The organism is Marinobacter sp., assembly GCF_041984545.1.
GTDB lineage: Bacteria > Pseudomonadota > Gammaproteobacteria > Pseudomonadales > Oleiphilaceae > Marinobacter.
The window spans coordinates 46,511-62,761 of record NZ_JBHIXV010000014.1; the positions used below are offsets into that span (position 1 = coordinate 46,511).

A 16,251-nucleotide genomic window follows, 5' to 3' on the forward strand; every position below is an offset into this window, starting at 1 on the left:
TGCACATCTGTTACCTTCTCGCCGAGGCGGCCTCGCTGCCCCGGCGTTACCTTCAGTGTTCTCCGGCAGGCCGGCCAACACCGGGATGACGCCCGTCGTCAGACGCCTTGGGCTCAGGTGCCGATTCTGGCTCGTCTGTCTTGACGCCACCGGTTGGGCCACTGTCACCCCAGCCTTTCGGAGGACGGGGTACCCGGCCTTCCATGATGTCATCGATCTGGAAGCGGTCGATGGTCTCGTACTTCATCAGGGCATCGGCCATCAGGTCGAGCTTGTCGCGGTTGTCGATCAGCAGTTGCTTGGCCTTCTCGTAACAGCTGTCGATGATGTTCCGCACTTCCTCGTCGATCCGCTGGGCGGTTTCCGGAGAATAGACGGTCTGGGACTGACCGGCTGACCGACCAAGGAATGGTTCTTCGCTGTCAGTATCGTACTGCAGCGGACCCAGCTTCTCGGACAGCCCCCAGCGCGTGACCATGTTGCGGGCCAGACTGGTGGCACGCTCGATGTCATTGGAGGCGCCGGTGGTGACACCGTCAAATCCGAGCGTCAGCTCCTCGGCAATGCGGCCACCGAACAGGCTGCAGATGGAGCTGATCAGGTAGCGCTTGCTGTGGCTGTACTTGTCCTCTTCGGGGAGAAACATGGTAACACCCAGGGCACGGCCACGGGGAATGATACTTACCTTGTAGACCGGGTCGTGCTCGGGCATCAGGCGCCCGACGATGGCATGACCGGACTCATGGTAGGCAGTATTGCGCTTCTCTTTCTCGCTCATCACCATGGACTTGCGCTCGGCGCCCATCATGATCTTGTCCTTGGCGAGTTCGAACTCCTCCATGGACACCAGGCGCTGGTTGCGACGCGCGGCAAACAGGGCCGCCTCGTTCACCAGATTGGCCAGGTCGGCACCGGAGAAGCCGGGCGTACCACGGGCAATCAGGGCCGGCTCAACGCCGTCGGCCAGGGGCACTTTCTTCATGTGCACCTTGAGAATCTGCTCACGACCGATGATGTCGGGCAGGCCAACCACCACTTGGCGGTCGAAACGGCCGGGCCGCAAAAGGGCCGGGTCGAGCACGTCCGGACGGTTGGTGGCGGCGATGACGATCACGCCCTCGTTGCCTTCAAAGCCGTCCATCTCAACCAGCAGCTGGTTAAGGGTCTGCTCGCGCTCGTCGTGACCACCGCCCATGCCGGCACCACGATGGCGACCAACGGCGTCGATCTCGTCGATGAAGATGATGCAGGGGCTCTGCTTCTTCGCCTGCTCGAACATGTCGCGAACCCGGGACGCGCCCACACCCACGAACATTTCCACAAAATCGGAACCAGAAATCGAGAAGAACGGCACCTTGGCCTCGCCCGCGATTGCCTTGGCGAGCAGCGTCTTACCGGTACCCGGCTGACCCACCATCAGGACGCCTTTGGGGATGCTGCCACCGAGGCGCTGGAACTTGCTGGGATCCCGCAGGAAGTCCACCAGCTCCTTCACGTCTTCCTTGGCCTCATCCACGCCGGCCACGTCGCCGAACGTGGTCTTGATCTGGTCCTCGCTCATCAGGCGCGCCTTGCTCTTGCCGAACGACATGGGGCCCTTGCCGCCACCGCCGCCCTGCATCTGGCGCATGAAGAACACGAACAACGCAATGATGATCAGGATCGGGAACGCAGCCACCAGCAGCTGGGTCCAGAGGCTCTGGCGCTCGGGCTCCTTGCCGATAACCTCGACATTGTTGGCCAGCAGATCATCCATCAGCTTGTTGTCCGAGACTTGCGGACGGATGGTCTGGAACTGGGAGCCGTCACCGCGGGTACCCTGTATCTGCAGACCGTCGATGGTGACCTGACGGACCTGCCCCTGCTGGACCATCTCCACAAACTGGGAATAGTTGACTTGTTGCCCGGTGGTGGTCGGAGAGAAATTCTGAAACACCATCAGGAGCACGGCGGCTATCACTAGCCAGAGAACCAGATTTTTTGCCATATCGTTCAAGGATCATCACCTGTGAATTGAAGAACGAGCCAACTCGGGCAATCGTCCTTTACGGGCACCTTACACCAATTGTACGCCGGTCCACCAGAAACGGCCCATCCGTATCGGCCACAGACACTGCAATCGGTGCAACGCATTCATAACCTCTATCTTGGGTGCCGCCATCAAAATTACAACACCCCGGCGGATCGAGAACCCAGACTGCGAAAGCTTGGACCAGGCACGGCTTATTTCGTTCCGGGCCGGCCAGCCGTGGTTTCAGTAGGTGTTAACGACCATTCGTGCCGCCATCTGATCTGGTACAATCCGCAAAAGTATACGCACAGGCCAGCGCTTACGCCGCTGACCTTTTGTTAATGGCACTGATAAAGAGATTACATCATGAGTCTTTCACCGGAACAGCGCCGGGAATTCCGGGCTATTGCCCACAACCTCAAGCCAGTCATTATCGTTGGTGAAAAAGGCCTGTCCGAGGGACTCCAGGAAGAGCTGGAGCGCGCCCTGAACGATCATGAACTGATCAAGATCAAGGTCGCCAGCCAGGATCGCGAAGCCCGGCAGGAAGCCATCCAGGCCCTGTGCGAAAGCTCAGGGGCGCAGCTGATCCAGACCATCGGCAAGATCGCCGTTATCCTGCGTCGCGCCAAGCAGCCAAATCCGAAGCTGTCCAACCTGACACGCCATCAGCGCTGAGTTTCACCAACAAAAAAGCCGGCCAGGGTAACCTGGCCGGCTTTTTTGTGTCCGGGCTTTGGCTCAGACGTATTCCACTTCCTCGATCTCGTATTCCACGGTACCCGAAGGCACCCGGATAGCGACCACGTCGCCTTCGCTCTTGCCAACCAGGGCACGGGCGATTGGGGAAGAAATGGACAGCTTGCCGGCCTTGATGTCGGCCTCGTCCTCGCCGACGATCTGGTAAATCACCTGCTCGTCGGTATCCATGTTCAGCAAATGAACCGTGGTGCCGAAGATTACCTTGCCGGTGTTCTCCATGGTGGTCACGTCGATGACCTGGGCCGCCGACAGCTTGCCCTCGATCTCCTGGATCCGGCCCTCGATAAAGCTCTGCTGCTCGCGGGCAGCATGGTATTCGGCGTTCTCTTTCAGATCACCGTGCTCACGGGCTTCGGCAATGGCCGCGATCACCCGAGGGCGATCTTCGGATTTCAGCTTCTGAAGCTCCTCGCGCAGGCGACTCTCGCCTGCCTTGGTCATGGGTACTCTGTCAGCCATAGTCTTACTTTCCTGCGTGAAGATCCTGGAGGCGACGTACAGTGCGCTCGGGCCCGAACTTGATGGCCCGACAGAAGGCTTCGCCGCCCGCCAGAGTCGTTGTATAAGTGACCTTGGTCTGCAGGGCCGACTGGCGGATCTGCGCCGAATCGGAAATCGCCTTGCGACCTTCGGTGGTATTGATGATCAGCTGAACCTGGCCGTTCTTGATGGCGTCGACGATGTGCGGACGACCTTCACGAACCTTGTTGACCCGATCCACGTCAATGCCGGCTTCCTTCAGGGCCTTGGCAGTACCGGTGGTGGCAATCAGCTTGAACCCGGCTTCCACCAGGTCCCGAGCTACCTTGGCGGCACCCGGCTTGTCCACATCCCGTACCGACATGAAGGCCGTGCCCTTGGCCGGCAGGCGCTCACCTACGGCCAGCGCAGCCTTGGCAAAGGCCTCATCAAAGCTGTCGCCCAGGCCCATCACCTCACCGGTGGACTTCATTTCCGGGCCCAGGATGGGATCCACCGCCGGGAACTTGTTGAACGGGAACACCGACTCTTTCACCGCGTAGTAGCGCGGGATGATCTCCTGGGTGAACTCCAGTTCTTTCAGGCTCTTGCCGGCCATGACACGGGCAGCCACCTTGGCCAGGGACACGCCAATGGCCTTGGAGACGAACGGCACGGTGCGCGAGGCCCGCGGGTTTACTTCGATCACGTAGATCTCGCCGTCCTGCCAGGCCAGCTGCACGTTCATCAGGCCGATCACGTCCAGCTCGATGGCCATCTTCTTGACCGCCTCGCGCATCTCGTCCTGAACCTGCTGGCTCAGGGTATACGGCGGCAGTGAACAGGCGGAATCGCCGGAGTGCACGCCGGCCTGCTCGATGTGCTGCATGATGCCGCCAATGACCACGTCGGTGCCGTCGGAGATGGCGTCAATGTCCACCTCGATGGCGGCGTTCAGGAAATGGTCCAGCAGAACCGGGCTGTCGTTGGACACCAGTACGGCGTTGCGCATGTAGCGCACCAGCTCTTCCTCGTCGTAGACGATTTCCATGGCCCGGCCGCCCAGCACGTAAGACGGACGCACCACCAGCGGATAGCCAATCTCACGGGCCGCCAGGATGCCTTCCTCGTGGCTGCGTACGGTGGCGTTGTCCGGCTGTTTCAGCCCCAGGCGCTGGATCATCTGCTGGAAACGCTCCCGGTCTTCGGCCCGGTCAATGGCGTCCGGGCTGGTGCCGATGATGGGCACTCCGGCCGCTTCCAGGCCACGGGCCAGTTTCAGCGGGGTCTGGCCGCCGTACTGGACAATCACGCCCTTGGGCTTCTCGACGTGGATGATTTCCAGCACGTCTTCCAGGGTGATCGGCTCGAAGTACAACCGGTCGGAGGTGTCGTAGTCGGTGGACACGGTCTCCGGGTTGCAGTTGATCATGATGGTTTCGTAGCCGTCCTCACGCATGGCCAGGGCCGCGTGCACACAGCAGTAGTCAAACTCGATGCCCTGCCCGATCCGGTTGGGGCCACCACCGATGACCACGATCTTCTCTCGATCGCTGGCGTCGGCCTCGCACTCTTCCTCATAGGTGGAGTACATGTAGGCGGTGTCGGAGGCGAACTCGGCGGCACAGGTATCCACGCGCTTGTACACCGGGCGGATGTTCAGGTCGTGGCGCAGCTTGCGCAGGCTTACCTCGGAGATGCCCAGCAGCTTGGCCAGGCGGGCATCGGAGAAGCCCTTGCGCTTGAGGCGGAACAGGGTGGCCTGGTCGATGTCGGCCTTGCCGGCGCTCTTGAGCGCCTGCTCTTCCCGGATCAGATCCTCGATCTGTACCAGGTACCAGGGGTCCACCTTGGTGTGAGCGAACACGTCTTCAACGCTCATGCCGGCGCGGAAGGCATCACCGATGTACCAGATGCGGTCGGCGCCGGGCACGTTGAGTTCGCGGGTCAGGGTCTCCCGGGAGTTCTCGGAATCCAGGTCTTCGAGTTTCTCATCGAAGCCCTCGGAGCCCACTTCCAGGCCACGCAGGGCTTTCTGCAGGGATTCCTGGAAGGTGCGGCCAATGGCCATGACCTCGCCCACAGATTTCATCTGGGTGGTCAGGCGGGCGTCCGCCTGGGGGAATTTCTCGAAGGTGAACCGCGGAATCTTGGTGACCACGTAGTCGATGGACGGCTCGAACGAGGCCGGGGTCACGCCACCGGTGATTTCGTTGCGCAGTTCGTCCAGGGTGTAGCCCACAGCGAGTTTTGCGGCGACCTTGGCGATCGGGAAGCCGGTGGCCTTGGAGGCCAGCGCCGAGGAGCGGGACACCCGCGGGTTCATCTCGATCACCACCATACGACCGGTGTCCGGATTGATGCCGAACTGGACGTTGGAGCCGCCGGTTTCCACACCGATTTCACGCAGTACCGCCAGGGAGGCGTTCCGCATGATCTGGTATTCCTTGTCGGTGAGGGTCTGGGCCGGGGCCACGGTGATGGAGTCACCGGTGTGCACGCCCATGGCGTCGAAGTTCTCGATGGAGCAGACGATGATGCAGTTGTCGTTCTTGTCGCGAACAACTTCCATCTCGTACTCTTTCCAGCCGATCAGGGATTCGTCGATCAGCAGCTCGTTGGTGGGCGACAGGTCCAGGCCCCGCTGGCAGATTTCCTCGAACTCGTCCCGGTTGTAGGCAATGCCACCGCCGGAGCCACCCATGGTGAAGGACGGGCGGATGATGCACGGGAAGCCGATGTCATCGGCCACTTTCCAGGCTTCTTCCATGGAGTGGGCGATGGTGGCGCGGGGGCACTCCAGGCCGATCTTCTTCATGGCCTTGTCGAAGCGATCCCGGTCTTCGGCTTTATCGATGGTGTCAGCGTTGGCGCCGATCATTTCCACGCCGTGTTTTTCCAGGATGCCGTGACGCTCCAGGTCCAGGGCGCAGTTGAGTGCGGTCTGGCCACCCATCGTGGGCAGCAGGGCATCCGGCTTTTCCTTCTCGATGATCTTCTCGACCGTCTTCCACGTGATCGGCTCGATGTAGGTGGCATCCGCCATCACCGGGTCGGTCATGATGGTGGCCGGATTGGAGTTCACCAGGATGACCCGGTAGCCCTCTTCGCGCAGGGCCTTGCAGGCCTGGGCCCCGGAGTAGTCAAACTCGCACGCCTGCCCGATCACGATGGGGCCGGCGCCCAGGATCAGGATGCTTTGGATGTCGGTACGTTTTGGCATGTCTTGGTAAACCTGTCAGCAACTTTTGAATTCTGTCAGCGCAGCACGCGGCGCCGGTGAGTTTTCCGTGGCGGTCGCCCTCAGGCGGATCGCGCCTCCATCAGTCGGATAAACTCGTCAAACAGCGGAGCCACATCATGGGGACCGGGGCTGGCTTCCGGGTGGCCCTGGAAGCTGTAGGCCGGCTTGTCAGTCCGGCGAATGCCCTGCAGGGTACCGTCGAACAGGGATTTGTGGGTTGCCTCTACATTAGCCGGCAGTGTTGCCTCGTCCACGGCAAAACCGTGGTTCTGGCTGGTGATCATGACCGTGCCTTTGGCGATGTCCTGCACCGGGTGGTTGGCACCGTGGTGGCCGTGGCCCATCTTCATGGTTCTGGCGCCACTGGCCAGGGCCAGCAACTGGTGGCCGAGGCAGATACCGAACACGGGGATGTCGGTTTCCAGCACTTCCCTGATGGCGGTGATGGCGTAATCACACGGCTCGGGATCGCCCGGACCATTGGACAGGAACACACCGTCCGGATTCATCGCAAGCACTTCGGAAGCCGGGGTCTGGGCAGGCACTACGGTGATGTCGCAGCCACGGGAGGCCAGCATGCGCAGGATATTGAGCTTCACACCGTAATCCCAGGCCACCACCTTGAATGTGCTCTCGCCCTGTTCGCCATAGCCATTATCCAGGCTCCACTCGGTCTGGCTCCAGGACCAGACTTTCTCGCAGGTCACTTCCTTGGCCAGATCCATGCCTTTGAGGCCCGGGAAGGCCTTGGCCAACTCCAGTGCCCGCTCGGCGGTCGCGTTCTCGCCGGCCACGATAGCGCCATTCTGGGAGCCCTTGTCCCGGAGAATGCGGGTCAGGCGGCGGGTGTCAATGTCAGCAATACCAACAATGTTGTTGCTTCGCAGATACTCGTCCAGGCTACCCTTGCTGCGCCAGCTGCTGGCCAGCAGAGGCAGATCGCGGATGATCAGGCCGGCGGCCTGAATGCGGTCTGACTCGATGTCTTCTTCGTTCACACCGGTGTTGCCGATGTGCGGGTAGGTCAGGGTGACGATCTGGCGGGAGTAGGACGGATCGGTCAGGATTTCCTGATAGCCGGTCATGGCGGTGTTGAACACCACTTCACCGCTGGTTTCTCCGTCAGCGCCGATGGCGCTGCCGTAGAACAGGCTTCCGTCTGCGAGTGCAAGGATTGCTGGTGTGCTCAAGGCTTGTATCCTCATCGAGTGGCGTATCGGTTCGTCACGAACAGGAACGCAAGCGCAAATTCAGGTTGCAAAAAAGCGAGACGGAGTCTTAACTCGGTCCCGCTTTTTCAGAAACTTGGTGCAAAGGTACGCTTGGTGCAGTCAAACCGCCTTATTGTAAAAAATATGGGGGTTTGTGTCCACGACCAATATGCTTTGACGAGAGGTTCGGCGAGACTCCGGCAGAGGGACAGGTACCCGTCCCTCTGCCTCCGAGTTTGCTGTTACTTCAGTGCCAGAACATCCTGCATATCATAAAGCCCCGCCGGCTTATCCTTCAGCCACAACGCCGCCCGCATGGCGCCCTTGGCAAAGGTCATCCGGCTGCTGGCCTTGTGGGTAATTTCGATACGCTCACCTTCGGTGGCGAACAGAACCGTGTGGTCGCCCACCACATCGCCGGCGCGAATGGTTTCAAAACCGATTTCCTTGCGGGTGCGCTCGCCGGTGAAGCCCTCGCGGCCGTAGACGGCGCATTCATTCAGGTCGCGACCGAGGGCATCGGCCACGACTTCGCCCATGCGTAGAGCGGTGCCGGAAGGCGCGTCTTTCTTGTGGCGGTGGTGGGCTTCGATGATTTCCACGTCGTAGTCGTCGCCCAAAGTTGCTGCGGCAGTGCGCAACAGGTTCAGGACGACGTTGACGCCCACGCTCATGTTGGGGGCAAACACCACCGGGGTGGACTCGGCAGCCAGGGCCAGCTGCTGCTTTTCAGCGTCGGACAAGCCCGTGGTGCCGATCACGAGCCTTTTGCCGTTGGCCTTGCAGAACTCGGCATTTTCCAGCGTTAGGTCCGGGAAGGTGAAGTCGATGAGCACGTCGAAGTCATCCTTCACCTCCGCCAGGCTGCCGGCCATTTTGATTCCGGTTTTGCCGATACCGGTCATCTCACCGGCGTCGGCGCCGATCAGGCTGCTTCCGGGCTCGACAATGGCGGCACCCAGCTCGAGGCCTTCGGTGCCGTCCACGGCTTCAATCAGCACTTTGCCCATGCGCCCGGCGGCGCCGATGATTGCTACCCTCATGCTCGCGTTCCTCTAATCGGCCGGTCAGAATTTCATTTCGTCGAAGAAGCTTTTCACGCCTTCAAACCAGGAGGTTTTCTTCGGAGCGTGATGGGTTCCGTTGCTGCCGTCCAGGGTTTTCTGGAATTCTTCCAGCAGTTCTTTCTGGCGCTTGGTCAGGTTCACCGGTGTTTCCACAATCACGCGGCACAGCAGATCGCCGGAGGGGCCGCCGCGCACCGGGCTCACGCCCTTGTTACGCAGCCGAAACAGTTTGCCGGTCTGGGTTTCTGCCGGAATCTTCAGCTTTACGCGGCCATCGAGGGTCGGCACTTCCAGCTCACCGCCAAGGGTTGCGTCGACGATACTGATCGGCACTTCGCAATAGAGGTTGCGACCGTCGCGGGTGAAGATAGAGTGCTCGCGCACGGCGATTTGCACGTACAGGTCGCCGGGAGGTCCACCGTCAATGCCCATCTCGCCCTCGCCGGAGAGCCGGATGCGGTCACCGGTATCCACGCCGGGCGGCACCTTGACCGACAGCGTTTTCTCTTCCTGAACCCGGCCCTGACCGTGACAGGCCTTGCAGGGGTCCTTGATGATCTGACCGGAGCCACGACAGGTGGGACAGGCCTGCTGAACGGTAAAGAAGCCCTGCTGCATGCGCACCTGCCCCATGCCCTTACAGGTACCGCAGGTTTCCGGGCGGGAGCCTTTCTCGGCGCCACTGCCCTCGCACACCTCACACTCGCGATGCCCCGGGATCTTGATCTGGACAGTCTTGCCCTTGACGGCTTCTTCCAGATCCAGCTCCAGGGTGTAGCGCAGATCGGCGCCCCGGGTATTGCGGCCCCGGCCGCCACCACCGAAGATATCGCCGAACACATCGCCAAAGATGTCGGAGAAGCTGGCACCGCCGCCACCGAAGCCACCACCGGCCTGGCCGTCGACGCCGGCATGGCCGAACTGGTCGTAAGCGGCCCGCTTGGACTGGTCCGCGAGTACTTCGTAGGCTTCGCTGGCCTCCTTGAACTTGTTCTCGACTTCTTTGTCCTCCGGGTTACGGTCGGGGTGGTACTTCATCGCGAGCTTTCGGTAAGCCCGCTTGATTTCCTTTTCGTCCGCATCCCGGGAAATTCCGAGAATCTCGTAATAATCTCGCTTGGCCATGCTTTAAAACCCTGTTTTTAAACGCGGAAAACGCGGGGGATTCCCCCGCGTTTTTCCAACTGCCTGATGTACTTCAGATTTACCGCTTGTCGTCGTCTTTGACTTCTTCAAACTCGGCGTCGACGGCGTCGTCAGACTGCTGGCTCTGGGCACCTTCCTGGCCACCAGCCTGCTGTGCCTGCTCGGCCTGATCTGCGTACATCTTCTGGGCCAGCTCCGAGGACACCTCGGTCAGCTTCTGGGTCTTGGCTTCGATGTCGTCCTTGTCGGAGCCTTCCAGCGCCTCTTCCAGCTCTTTGATAGAGGCTTCGATAGACTCCTTCTCGCTGTCGCTGACCTTATCGCCGGCATCTTTCAGGGTCTTGCGCACGGCGTGAACCATGGCATCGCCCTGGTTCCGGGCCTGTACCAGCTCCTCGAACTTGCGATCTTCCTCGGCGTTCGCCTCGGCGTCGCGCACCATCTTCTCGATCTCGTCATCGTTCAGGCCAGAGGAGGCCTTGATCACGATGGACTGTTCCTTGCCAGTCGCCTTGTCCTTGGCGGACACGTTCAGGATACCGTTGGCGTCGATGTCGAAGGTGACTTCGATCTGCGGCACACCGCGCGGCGCCGGCGGAATGTCGGCCAGGTCGAAACGACCCAGGGACTTGTTCTGGTTCGCCTGCTTGCGCTCACCCTGAACCACGTGAATGGTCACGGCAGTCTGGTTGTCGTCGGCTGTGGAGAAGGTCTGCGACTTCTTGGTCGGAATCGTGGTGTTCTTCTCGATCAGCGGTGTTGCCACGCCGCCCATGGTTTCGATACCCAGGGTCAGCGGGGTGACATCCAGAAGCAGAACGTCCTTCACGTCGCCAGACAGAACCGCTGCCTGAATCGCAGCGCCCATGGCCACGGCTTCGTCCGGGTTCACGTCCTTGCGGGCTTCTTTACCGAAGAACTCTTTCACCTTTTCCTGCACCAGCGGCATGCGGGTCTGACCACCGACCAGGATCACCTCATCGATTTCAGAGGCTTTCATGCCGGCATCCTGCAAGGCCACTTTACAGGGCTCGAGGCTGCGCTGGACCAGGTCTTCTACCAGGGATTCCAGCTTGGCGCGGGTCAGTTTCACGTTCATGTGCTTGGGACCGGACGCATCTGCAGTGATGTACGGCAGGTTAACGTCGGTCTGCTGGCTGCTGGACAGCTCAATCTTGGCCTTCTCGCCAGCTTCTTTCAGACGCTGCATGGCCAGGGAGTCGCCACGCAGGTCGATGCCGCTGTCCTTCTTGAACTGGTCTGCCAGGTACTCGATGATTTTCAGGTCGAAGTCTTCACCACCCAGGAAAGTGTCACCGTTGGTGGCCAGAACCTCGAACTGGTGCTCGCCGTCCACATCCGCAATTTCGATGATGGACAGGTCAAAGGTACCACCGCCCAGGTCATATACAGCTACGGTGCGGTCGCCGCTCTTCTTGTCAAGGCCATAAGCCAGGGCAGCCGCGGTCGGCTCGTTGATGATCCGCTTCACTTCCAGACCGGCGATCTTGCCCGCATCTTTGGTGGCCTGGCGCTGGCTGTCGTTGAAGTAGGCCGGTACGGTGATCACCGCTTCGGTCACTTTCTCACCAAGGTAATCCTCGGCGGTCTTCTTCATTTTCTTCAACACTTCGGCAGAGACCTGCGGCGGGGCCATCTTCTGGCCTTTCACTTCCACCCAGGCGTCGCCATTGTCGGCCTTGGCGATCTTGTACGGCACCATCTTGATGTCTTTCTGAACCACGTCGTCTTCAAAACGACGACCGATCAGACGCTTGATGGCGTACAGGGTGTTGTGAGGGTTGGTGACCGCCTGGCGCTTGGCTGACTGGCCAACCAGGGTTTCGCCATCGTCGGTGTAGGCGATGATGGACGGGGTGGTGCGATCACCCTCGGCGTTCTCGATTACCTTTACCTTGTCGCCATCCATGATGGCCACACAGGAGTTGGTCGTTCCCAGGTCGATACCGATGATCTTGCTCATTGAATCACTCCAATTCTTCTGAATGCTTTCATGGAGGCGCCGCCTCCGCTGTCGCTATTTACTGGCTATATTGGCGCTTTAATCGGCTTTTCAAGCCTGCTCATCAATTTTTGGCGCATCTTCCGCCTTGGCGACCACCACCATGGCAGGCCGCACCACACGGCCGTTAAGCAGATACCCTTTCTGCACCACGGCCACCACACTGTTGGGCTCGGCATCGGGCGCCGGCACCATCGACATGGCCTCGTGCTGCTGCGGGTCGAACGGCTCGCCCACCGGGTTGATCTGCTCAACATTGAATTTCTTCAGGCTGGACATGAACAGGTTCAGGGTCATCTCCACACCTTCACGGATGGAAGCCACCACCTCGCCGGCGTTTTCGTGGCCTTCGGTGCTTTCCACCGCTTTTTCCAGGCTGTCTGCCACCGGCAGCAGTTCCTTCACGAACTTCTCCAGGGCAAACTTGTGGGCCTTTTCAACATCAATTTCCGCCCGTCGACGCACGTTCTGCATCTCGGCCTGGGCCCGCAGCATCTGCTCCTGGTATTCCTGAACCTGAGCCGCCAGGGCATCCGCCTCGGAGGCTTCGCCCTCGGGTGCCTCTTTTTCAGAGGCCTGCGCCTCATCTTTTGCGGCTTCAAGGGCTTCGCTCAGCTCTTCATGTTCGTTGCGATTCTCGTCAGTGCTCATGACTACTCCTGCTTGGTCTCAAGCGGTTCGCACCAGGGCGACCGGCCAATCGTGTGTTCGGCCATGACAGGCCTGAAAACGTCGTTGCGAACGGATATGGGGCCCTGCTCTCAGGTTTCAACCATCTGTTGCCTGCATTCCTGAAGAAAATATCCGGAAGGGATTTGCATACAGACAAAACCCTGTATATATTCACAGCAACTGTATACATCCACAGTGTTTTGCCGGACTCAGAAAAACGCGGAGGTTATCTGCATGCTGACCCAACTAACGGTTTCCAATTACGCCATCGCCGAGCGGGTAGAACTGCAGTTTGGCAAGGGCATGACCGCACTGACCGGTGAAACCGGCGCCGGCAAGTCGATTGTGCTGGACGCCCTGGGCCTGGCCATGGGCGGGCGTGCCGACGCCGGGGCGGTGCGCCACGGTGCCAAGCGTGCGGACATCACCGCCACCTTCGATGTTTCCGCCATACCGGAAGCCGGCGACTGGCTGGCAGAGCACGAACTGGACGACGAAGACGACTGTATCCTGCGCCGTGTGATCAGCAAGGATGGTCGCTCCAGGGCCTACATCAATGGCCAGCCCTGCCCCCTGAACCACCTGAAGGAACTCGGCGGCCTGCTGATGGATATCCACAGCCAGCACCAGCATCAGTCTCTTTTGCGCAAGGATACCCATCGCAAACTGCTGGACGAATTTGCCGGAGTTGAAGGCCTGGCGGCGGAGACCCGGGAGGCCTGGAAGCACTGGCACCAGATCCGCCAACGACTGAACGAACGGCAACAGAATGCGGACGAAGCCGAGGCCCGCCTGCAACTGCTGCGCTATCAGGTGGAGGAGCTGGACCGGCTGGCCCTGGAAGACGGCGAGCAGGAGCAACTGGAGCTGGAGCAGGCCCAGCTCAGCCAGGCCGACACGGTTCTGCACAGCAGCCACCAGGCGGCCCTGCTGTGCACCGAAGATGAGAACAGCGCAGCCGACCTGGTACGTCAGGCACTGCACCAGCTGGAGCAATTGCCGGTGGAAGTGCCGGCCCTGGCCGATACCATCCAGATGCTGAACGAAGCGCAGATTCAGATCACCGAAGCCGGTGACAACCTGCGCCACTTTGTGGAGGATTACGAGGCCGATCCTGCCCGCTTGGCGGAAGTTGAAGAACGCCTGAGCGCCATCTACCAGATGGCGCGCAAGCACCGCATAACACCCGAAGAACTGCCGGAACTGCATCAGCGCCTGAGCGCTGAACTGGCGGAACTGGATGGCGGAGAAGGCAGCCTGGAGCAGCTGGAAGCGGAGCTGGACGAGCACCGCACGCGATTTGACGATCTGGCCGGGGAGCTGTCCGAGGCCCGCGCCAGAGCCGCAGCCGAGCTGGACCAGCGCGTGGCCGCCGAACTGGCGCAACTGAGCATGCCCAACATGCAGTTCATCACCCACCTGAACCGCAGCAACGGCACCGAGCCCGCACCTCATGGTCTCGAAGACATCGAATTCCTGGTCAGCGCGAACCCGGGGCAACCGGCCCGCCCGCTGGCCAAGGTTGCCTCCGGCGGCGAACTGTCACGGATCAGCCTGGCCATCCAGGTGGTGGTTGCCCAGACATCCACCACCCCCACGCTGGTGTTCGATGAGGTGGATGTAGGCATTGGCGGCGGCACGGCGGAAGTGGTTGGTCGTTTGCTGCGCACCCTCGGGGGCAACGGCCAGGTACTGTGCGTGACCCACCTTCCGCAAGTGGCGGCCCAGTGCCATCAGCACCTGTTTGTCAGCAAGTTCACCGAGCGGGATGCCACCTTCTCGAAAATCGAAATCCTGGACGACCAGGGTCGGATCAGCGAGGTGGCAAGAATGCTGGGCGGCGTGGACATGACCGAACACACCATCGCCCATGCCCGGGAAATGTTTTCCAAGGGCCAGGCGACACACCACTGAGCATGAGCATGAGATAACCGGACTATTCCCCTCTCGATCCTGAGAGCTGTTGAGGCGGGCCTTGCACCCGCCTCTTTTTTTACTGTCCGGTCTGGAAAGAGAATCAGGACTTGATCGGTTTGACGTACAGAATCAGGCTGTGATCAACAATTTCATAGCCGTGTTCTTTGGCAATCTTTTGCTGGCGCTCTTCGATCACCTCGTCAACAAACTCGATCACCTCACCGGTCTGGGTGCACACCATATGGTCGTGATGATCATCCCCGGCCATCTCGAACACGGCGTGGCCACCCTCGAAGTTGTGGCGAAGCACCAGGCCAGCGGCCTCGAACTGCGTCAGCACCCGGTAAACCGTTGCCAGGCCCACGTCATCTCCCTGCTCCAAAAGCTTCTTGTACACATCCTCGGCACTGAGGTGGTGGTCTTCTTCGGCATTCTCCAGAATGTTGAAGATCTTGACCCGCGGCAGGGTCACTTTCAGACCGACTTTTCGTAATTCGGCGTTCTCGGATGACATGTTACTATTCACTCTTTGGTGTGCCTCACGGCTTCCGGTATGATGAAGCCGCCTTTGAACGGTTAACCCGTGTCATACCTGCCTCTGGCAGGCGTTTTCAAGATAGAGGATTTCCCCCGGCGATGCAAAAGCTCACAGCTCTCATTCTTACCTTGTTTCTTACCGGCTGCGTATTCCCGGGCGTGTACAAAATCAACGTCCAGCAGGGCAATATCCTCACCGATGAGGAGCTGGCTCAACTGGCCGCAGGCATGCCCCGAAGCCAGGTGCACGCACTGCTGGGAACCCCGCTGATGCTCAACCCGGTTGATCTGTCCCGAGAGTACTATGTGTACACGTTCCAGCGGGCCGGTGGCGAGATCAAGGAGCAGCGCATCATCGTGTATTACGAAGGTGATGAGTACGCCTCTTACGAAGCACAACTGCTCGAGGAAACACCCGCCTACTGAGCCCAGGTCTCTGGTGCTCCGCTCAGCCCTTTTTCTTGGCCCGGTTCAGACGGGCCTGTTTGGGATCGATTTTCAGCGGCCGGTACAGCTCAACGCGGTCGCCGTCCCTCAGCTCATGGGCAGAAGGATCCTTGATCACCTTCCCGAACACGCCCATGTCAGTCTTCTCCAGCTCTATTTCCGGAAACAGATCGGTGATGCCTGACAGCCTCGCGGCCTCGAGCGCAGTGGTCCCGGCCGGCACCTTCACCGGTACAATTTCCTGACGATCGGTTCGGGCGTAGGCCACTTCCACCTGCATCACGCACCCTCCGTGCGATACAGTTCGTCTGCCCGTCGGCAGAAGGCATCCACCATGGTGTTGGCAGCCTGACTAAACACCGGGCCAAAGGTCATACGAGACAGCGAGCCGGAGAACTCAAACTGCAATGACAGCACCACCTTGCAGGCATTGAGATCCAGCGGCTTGAAATGCCACCGCCCGCTCAGATTACGGAAAGGACCGTCGACCAGATGCATGTCGATGGCCTCGGGCATCTGCAACTGATTGCGGGTGGTCAGGGTATGACGCATGCCGCCCTTGGCGATTTCCAGGGAAGCGGTGATCTCCGAAGAACTCTGCTCATGAATGCGTGCGCCGGCACACCAGGGAAGAAATTCCGGATAACGGGCAATGTCGTTTACCAGGTGGAACATCCGCTCAGCGGAGTGCATCACCAACGCTGTTTTGTCGATCTGATGGGGCATTGAAACCGATTGTCCTGCTTGCAAACACA

General features: G+C 60.1%; 14 protein-coding genes. 3 read left to right on the forward strand and 11 right to left on the reverse strand.

Annotated features, from left to right (window positions below):
* Positions 1–52 precede the first annotated feature (52 nt).
* On the reverse strand, positions 53–1,996 hold the full coding sequence (ftsH, locus tag ACFC20_RS08640; RefSeq protein WP_375192647.1) for an ATP-dependent zinc metalloprotease FtsH: 1,944 nt from the start codon (positions 1,994–1,996) through the stop codon (positions 53–55).
* 381 nt (positions 1,997–2,377) lie between these two features.
* On the opposite strand from ftsH, the gene yhbY reads away from it, so the two are divergent.
* Positions 2,378–2,689, forward strand: coding sequence for a ribosome assembly RNA-binding protein YhbY (yhbY, locus tag ACFC20_RS08645; protein WP_091987904.1), 312 nt, complete (start codon positions 2,378–2,380; stop codon positions 2,687–2,689).
* Positions 2,690–2,752: 63 nt separating this feature from the next.
* On the opposite strand, the gene greA is transcribed toward yhbY, so the two are convergent.
* The 7 genes from greA to grpE all read right to left on the reverse strand — a co-directional run bounded on the left by greA (position 2,753) and on the right by grpE (position 12,574).
* Entirely contained in the window at positions 2,753–3,232 is a 480-nt protein-coding gene (greA, locus tag ACFC20_RS08650; RefSeq protein ID WP_375192648.1) for a transcription elongation factor GreA, read from the reverse strand.
* A 4-nt stretch (positions 3,233–3,236) separates the two neighbouring features.
* Positions 3,237–6,455 carry a carbamoyl-phosphate synthase large subunit gene (gene carB / locus ACFC20_RS08655; protein ID WP_375192649.1) on the reverse strand — a complete coding sequence of 1,073 codons (3,219 nt, stop codon included), beginning with the start codon at positions 6,453–6,455 and terminating at the stop codon, positions 3,237–3,239.
* Between the two features lie 80 nt (positions 6,456–6,535).
* Complete coding sequence (gene carA / locus ACFC20_RS08660) at positions 6,536–7,666, reverse strand: glutamine-hydrolyzing carbamoyl-phosphate synthase small subunit (RefSeq protein WP_375192650.1); 1,131 nt, start codon at positions 7,664–7,666, stop codon at positions 6,536–6,538.
* Between the two features lie 263 nt (positions 7,667–7,929).
* A complete protein-coding gene (dapB, locus tag ACFC20_RS08665; protein WP_375192651.1) occupies positions 7,930–8,730 on the reverse strand; it encodes a 4-hydroxy-tetrahydrodipicolinate reductase in 801 nt (266 codons plus the stop codon).
* 24 nt (positions 8,731–8,754) lie between these two features.
* On the reverse strand, positions 8,755–9,879 hold the full coding sequence (gene dnaJ / locus ACFC20_RS08670) for a molecular chaperone DnaJ (protein WP_375192652.1): 1,125 nt from the start codon (positions 9,877–9,879) through the stop codon (positions 8,755–8,757).
* 79 nt (positions 9,880–9,958) lie between these two features.
* Entirely contained in the window at positions 9,959–11,884 is a 1,926-nt protein-coding gene (gene dnaK / locus ACFC20_RS08675; RefSeq protein WP_375192653.1) for a molecular chaperone DnaK, read from the reverse strand.
* 90 nt (positions 11,885–11,974) lie between these two features.
* Entirely contained in the window at positions 11,975–12,574 is a 600-nt protein-coding gene (grpE, locus tag ACFC20_RS08680) for a nucleotide exchange factor GrpE (protein WP_375192654.1), read from the reverse strand.
* Positions 12,575–12,829: 255 nt separating this feature from the next.
* Between grpE and recN the strand changes: the two genes are divergently transcribed.
* Positions 12,830–14,509: a DNA repair protein RecN gene (recN, locus tag ACFC20_RS08685; RefSeq protein ID WP_375192655.1), complete on the forward strand. Its 1,680-nt coding sequence runs from the start codon at positions 12,830–12,832 to the stop codon at positions 14,507–14,509.
* 103 nt (positions 14,510–14,612) lie between these two features.
* Here the strand turns inward: recN and fur are convergent, their stop codons facing one another.
* Positions 14,613–15,026 carry a ferric iron uptake transcriptional regulator gene (gene fur / locus ACFC20_RS08690; protein ID WP_375192656.1) on the reverse strand — a complete coding sequence of 138 codons (414 nt, stop codon included), beginning with the start codon at positions 15,024–15,026 and terminating at the stop codon, positions 14,613–14,615.
* Positions 15,027–15,148: 122 nt separating this feature from the next.
* Here fur and ACFC20_RS08695 point away from each other — a divergent pair, with 122 nt between their 5' ends.
* Positions 15,149–15,475: an outer membrane protein assembly factor BamE gene (locus ACFC20_RS08695; protein ID WP_375192657.1), complete on the forward strand. Its 327-nt coding sequence runs from the start codon at positions 15,149–15,151 to the stop codon at positions 15,473–15,475.
* Positions 15,476–15,497: 22 nt separating this feature from the next.
* Here the strand turns inward: ACFC20_RS08695 and ACFC20_RS08700 are convergent, their stop codons facing one another.
* Both ACFC20_RS08700 and ACFC20_RS08705 read right to left on the reverse strand, forming a co-directional pair.
* The gene (locus ACFC20_RS08700; protein WP_375192679.1) at positions 15,498–15,776 is read right to left on the reverse strand and encodes an RnfH family protein; all 279 of its coding nucleotides are present in this window, start codon (positions 15,774–15,776) and stop codon (positions 15,498–15,500) included.
* Positions 15,776–16,222, reverse strand: coding sequence for a type II toxin-antitoxin system RatA family toxin (locus ACFC20_RS08705; protein ID WP_375192658.1), 447 nt, complete (start codon positions 16,220–16,222; stop codon positions 15,776–15,778). Before ACFC20_RS08705 ends, ACFC20_RS08700 begins: the two co-directional genes overlap by 1 nt.
* Positions 16,223–16,251 lie beyond the last annotated feature (29 nt).

Excerpts from the sequence above, each read along its gene's own strand:
- dapB (WP_375192651.1), bottom strand. The coding sequence starts at position 8,730 with ATGAGGGTAGCAATCATCGGCGCCGCCGGGCGCATGGGCAAAGTGCTG.
- carB (WP_375192649.1), bottom strand. The coding sequence starts at position 6,455 with ATGCCAAAACGTACCGACATCCAAAGCATCCTGATCCTGGGCGCCGGC.
- ACFC20_RS08695 (WP_375192657.1), top strand. The coding sequence starts at position 15,149 with ATGCAAAAGCTCACAGCTCTCATTCTTACCTTGTTTCTTACCGGCTGC.
- dnaK (WP_375192653.1), bottom strand. The coding sequence starts at position 11,884 with ATGAGCAAGATCATCGGTATCGACCTGGGAACGACCAACTCCTGTGTG.
- ACFC20_RS08700 (WP_375192679.1), bottom strand. The coding sequence starts at position 15,776 with ATGCAGGTGGAAGTGGCCTACGCCCGAACCGATCGTCAGGAAATTGTA.
- ACFC20_RS08705 (WP_375192658.1), bottom strand. The coding sequence starts at position 16,222 with ATGCCCCATCAGATCGACAAAACAGCGTTGGTGATGCACTCCGCTGAG.
- greA (WP_375192648.1), bottom strand. The coding sequence starts at position 3,232 with ATGGCTGACAGAGTACCCATGACCAAGGCAGGCGAGAGTCGCCTGCGC.
- dnaJ (WP_375192652.1), bottom strand. The coding sequence starts at position 9,879 with ATGGCCAAGCGAGATTATTACGAGATTCTCGGAATTTCCCGGGATGCG.
- fur (WP_375192656.1), bottom strand. The coding sequence starts at position 15,026 with ATGTCATCCGAGAACGCCGAATTACGAAAAGTCGGTCTGAAAGTGACC.
- recN (WP_375192655.1), top strand. The coding sequence starts at position 12,830 with ATGCTGACCCAACTAACGGTTTCCAATTACGCCATCGCCGAGCGGGTA.
- grpE (WP_375192654.1), bottom strand. The coding sequence starts at position 12,574 with ATGAGCACTGACGAGAATCGCAACGAACATGAAGAGCTGAGCGAAGCC.
- yhbY (WP_091987904.1), top strand. The coding sequence starts at position 2,378 with ATGAGTCTTTCACCGGAACAGCGCCGGGAATTCCGGGCTATTGCCCAC.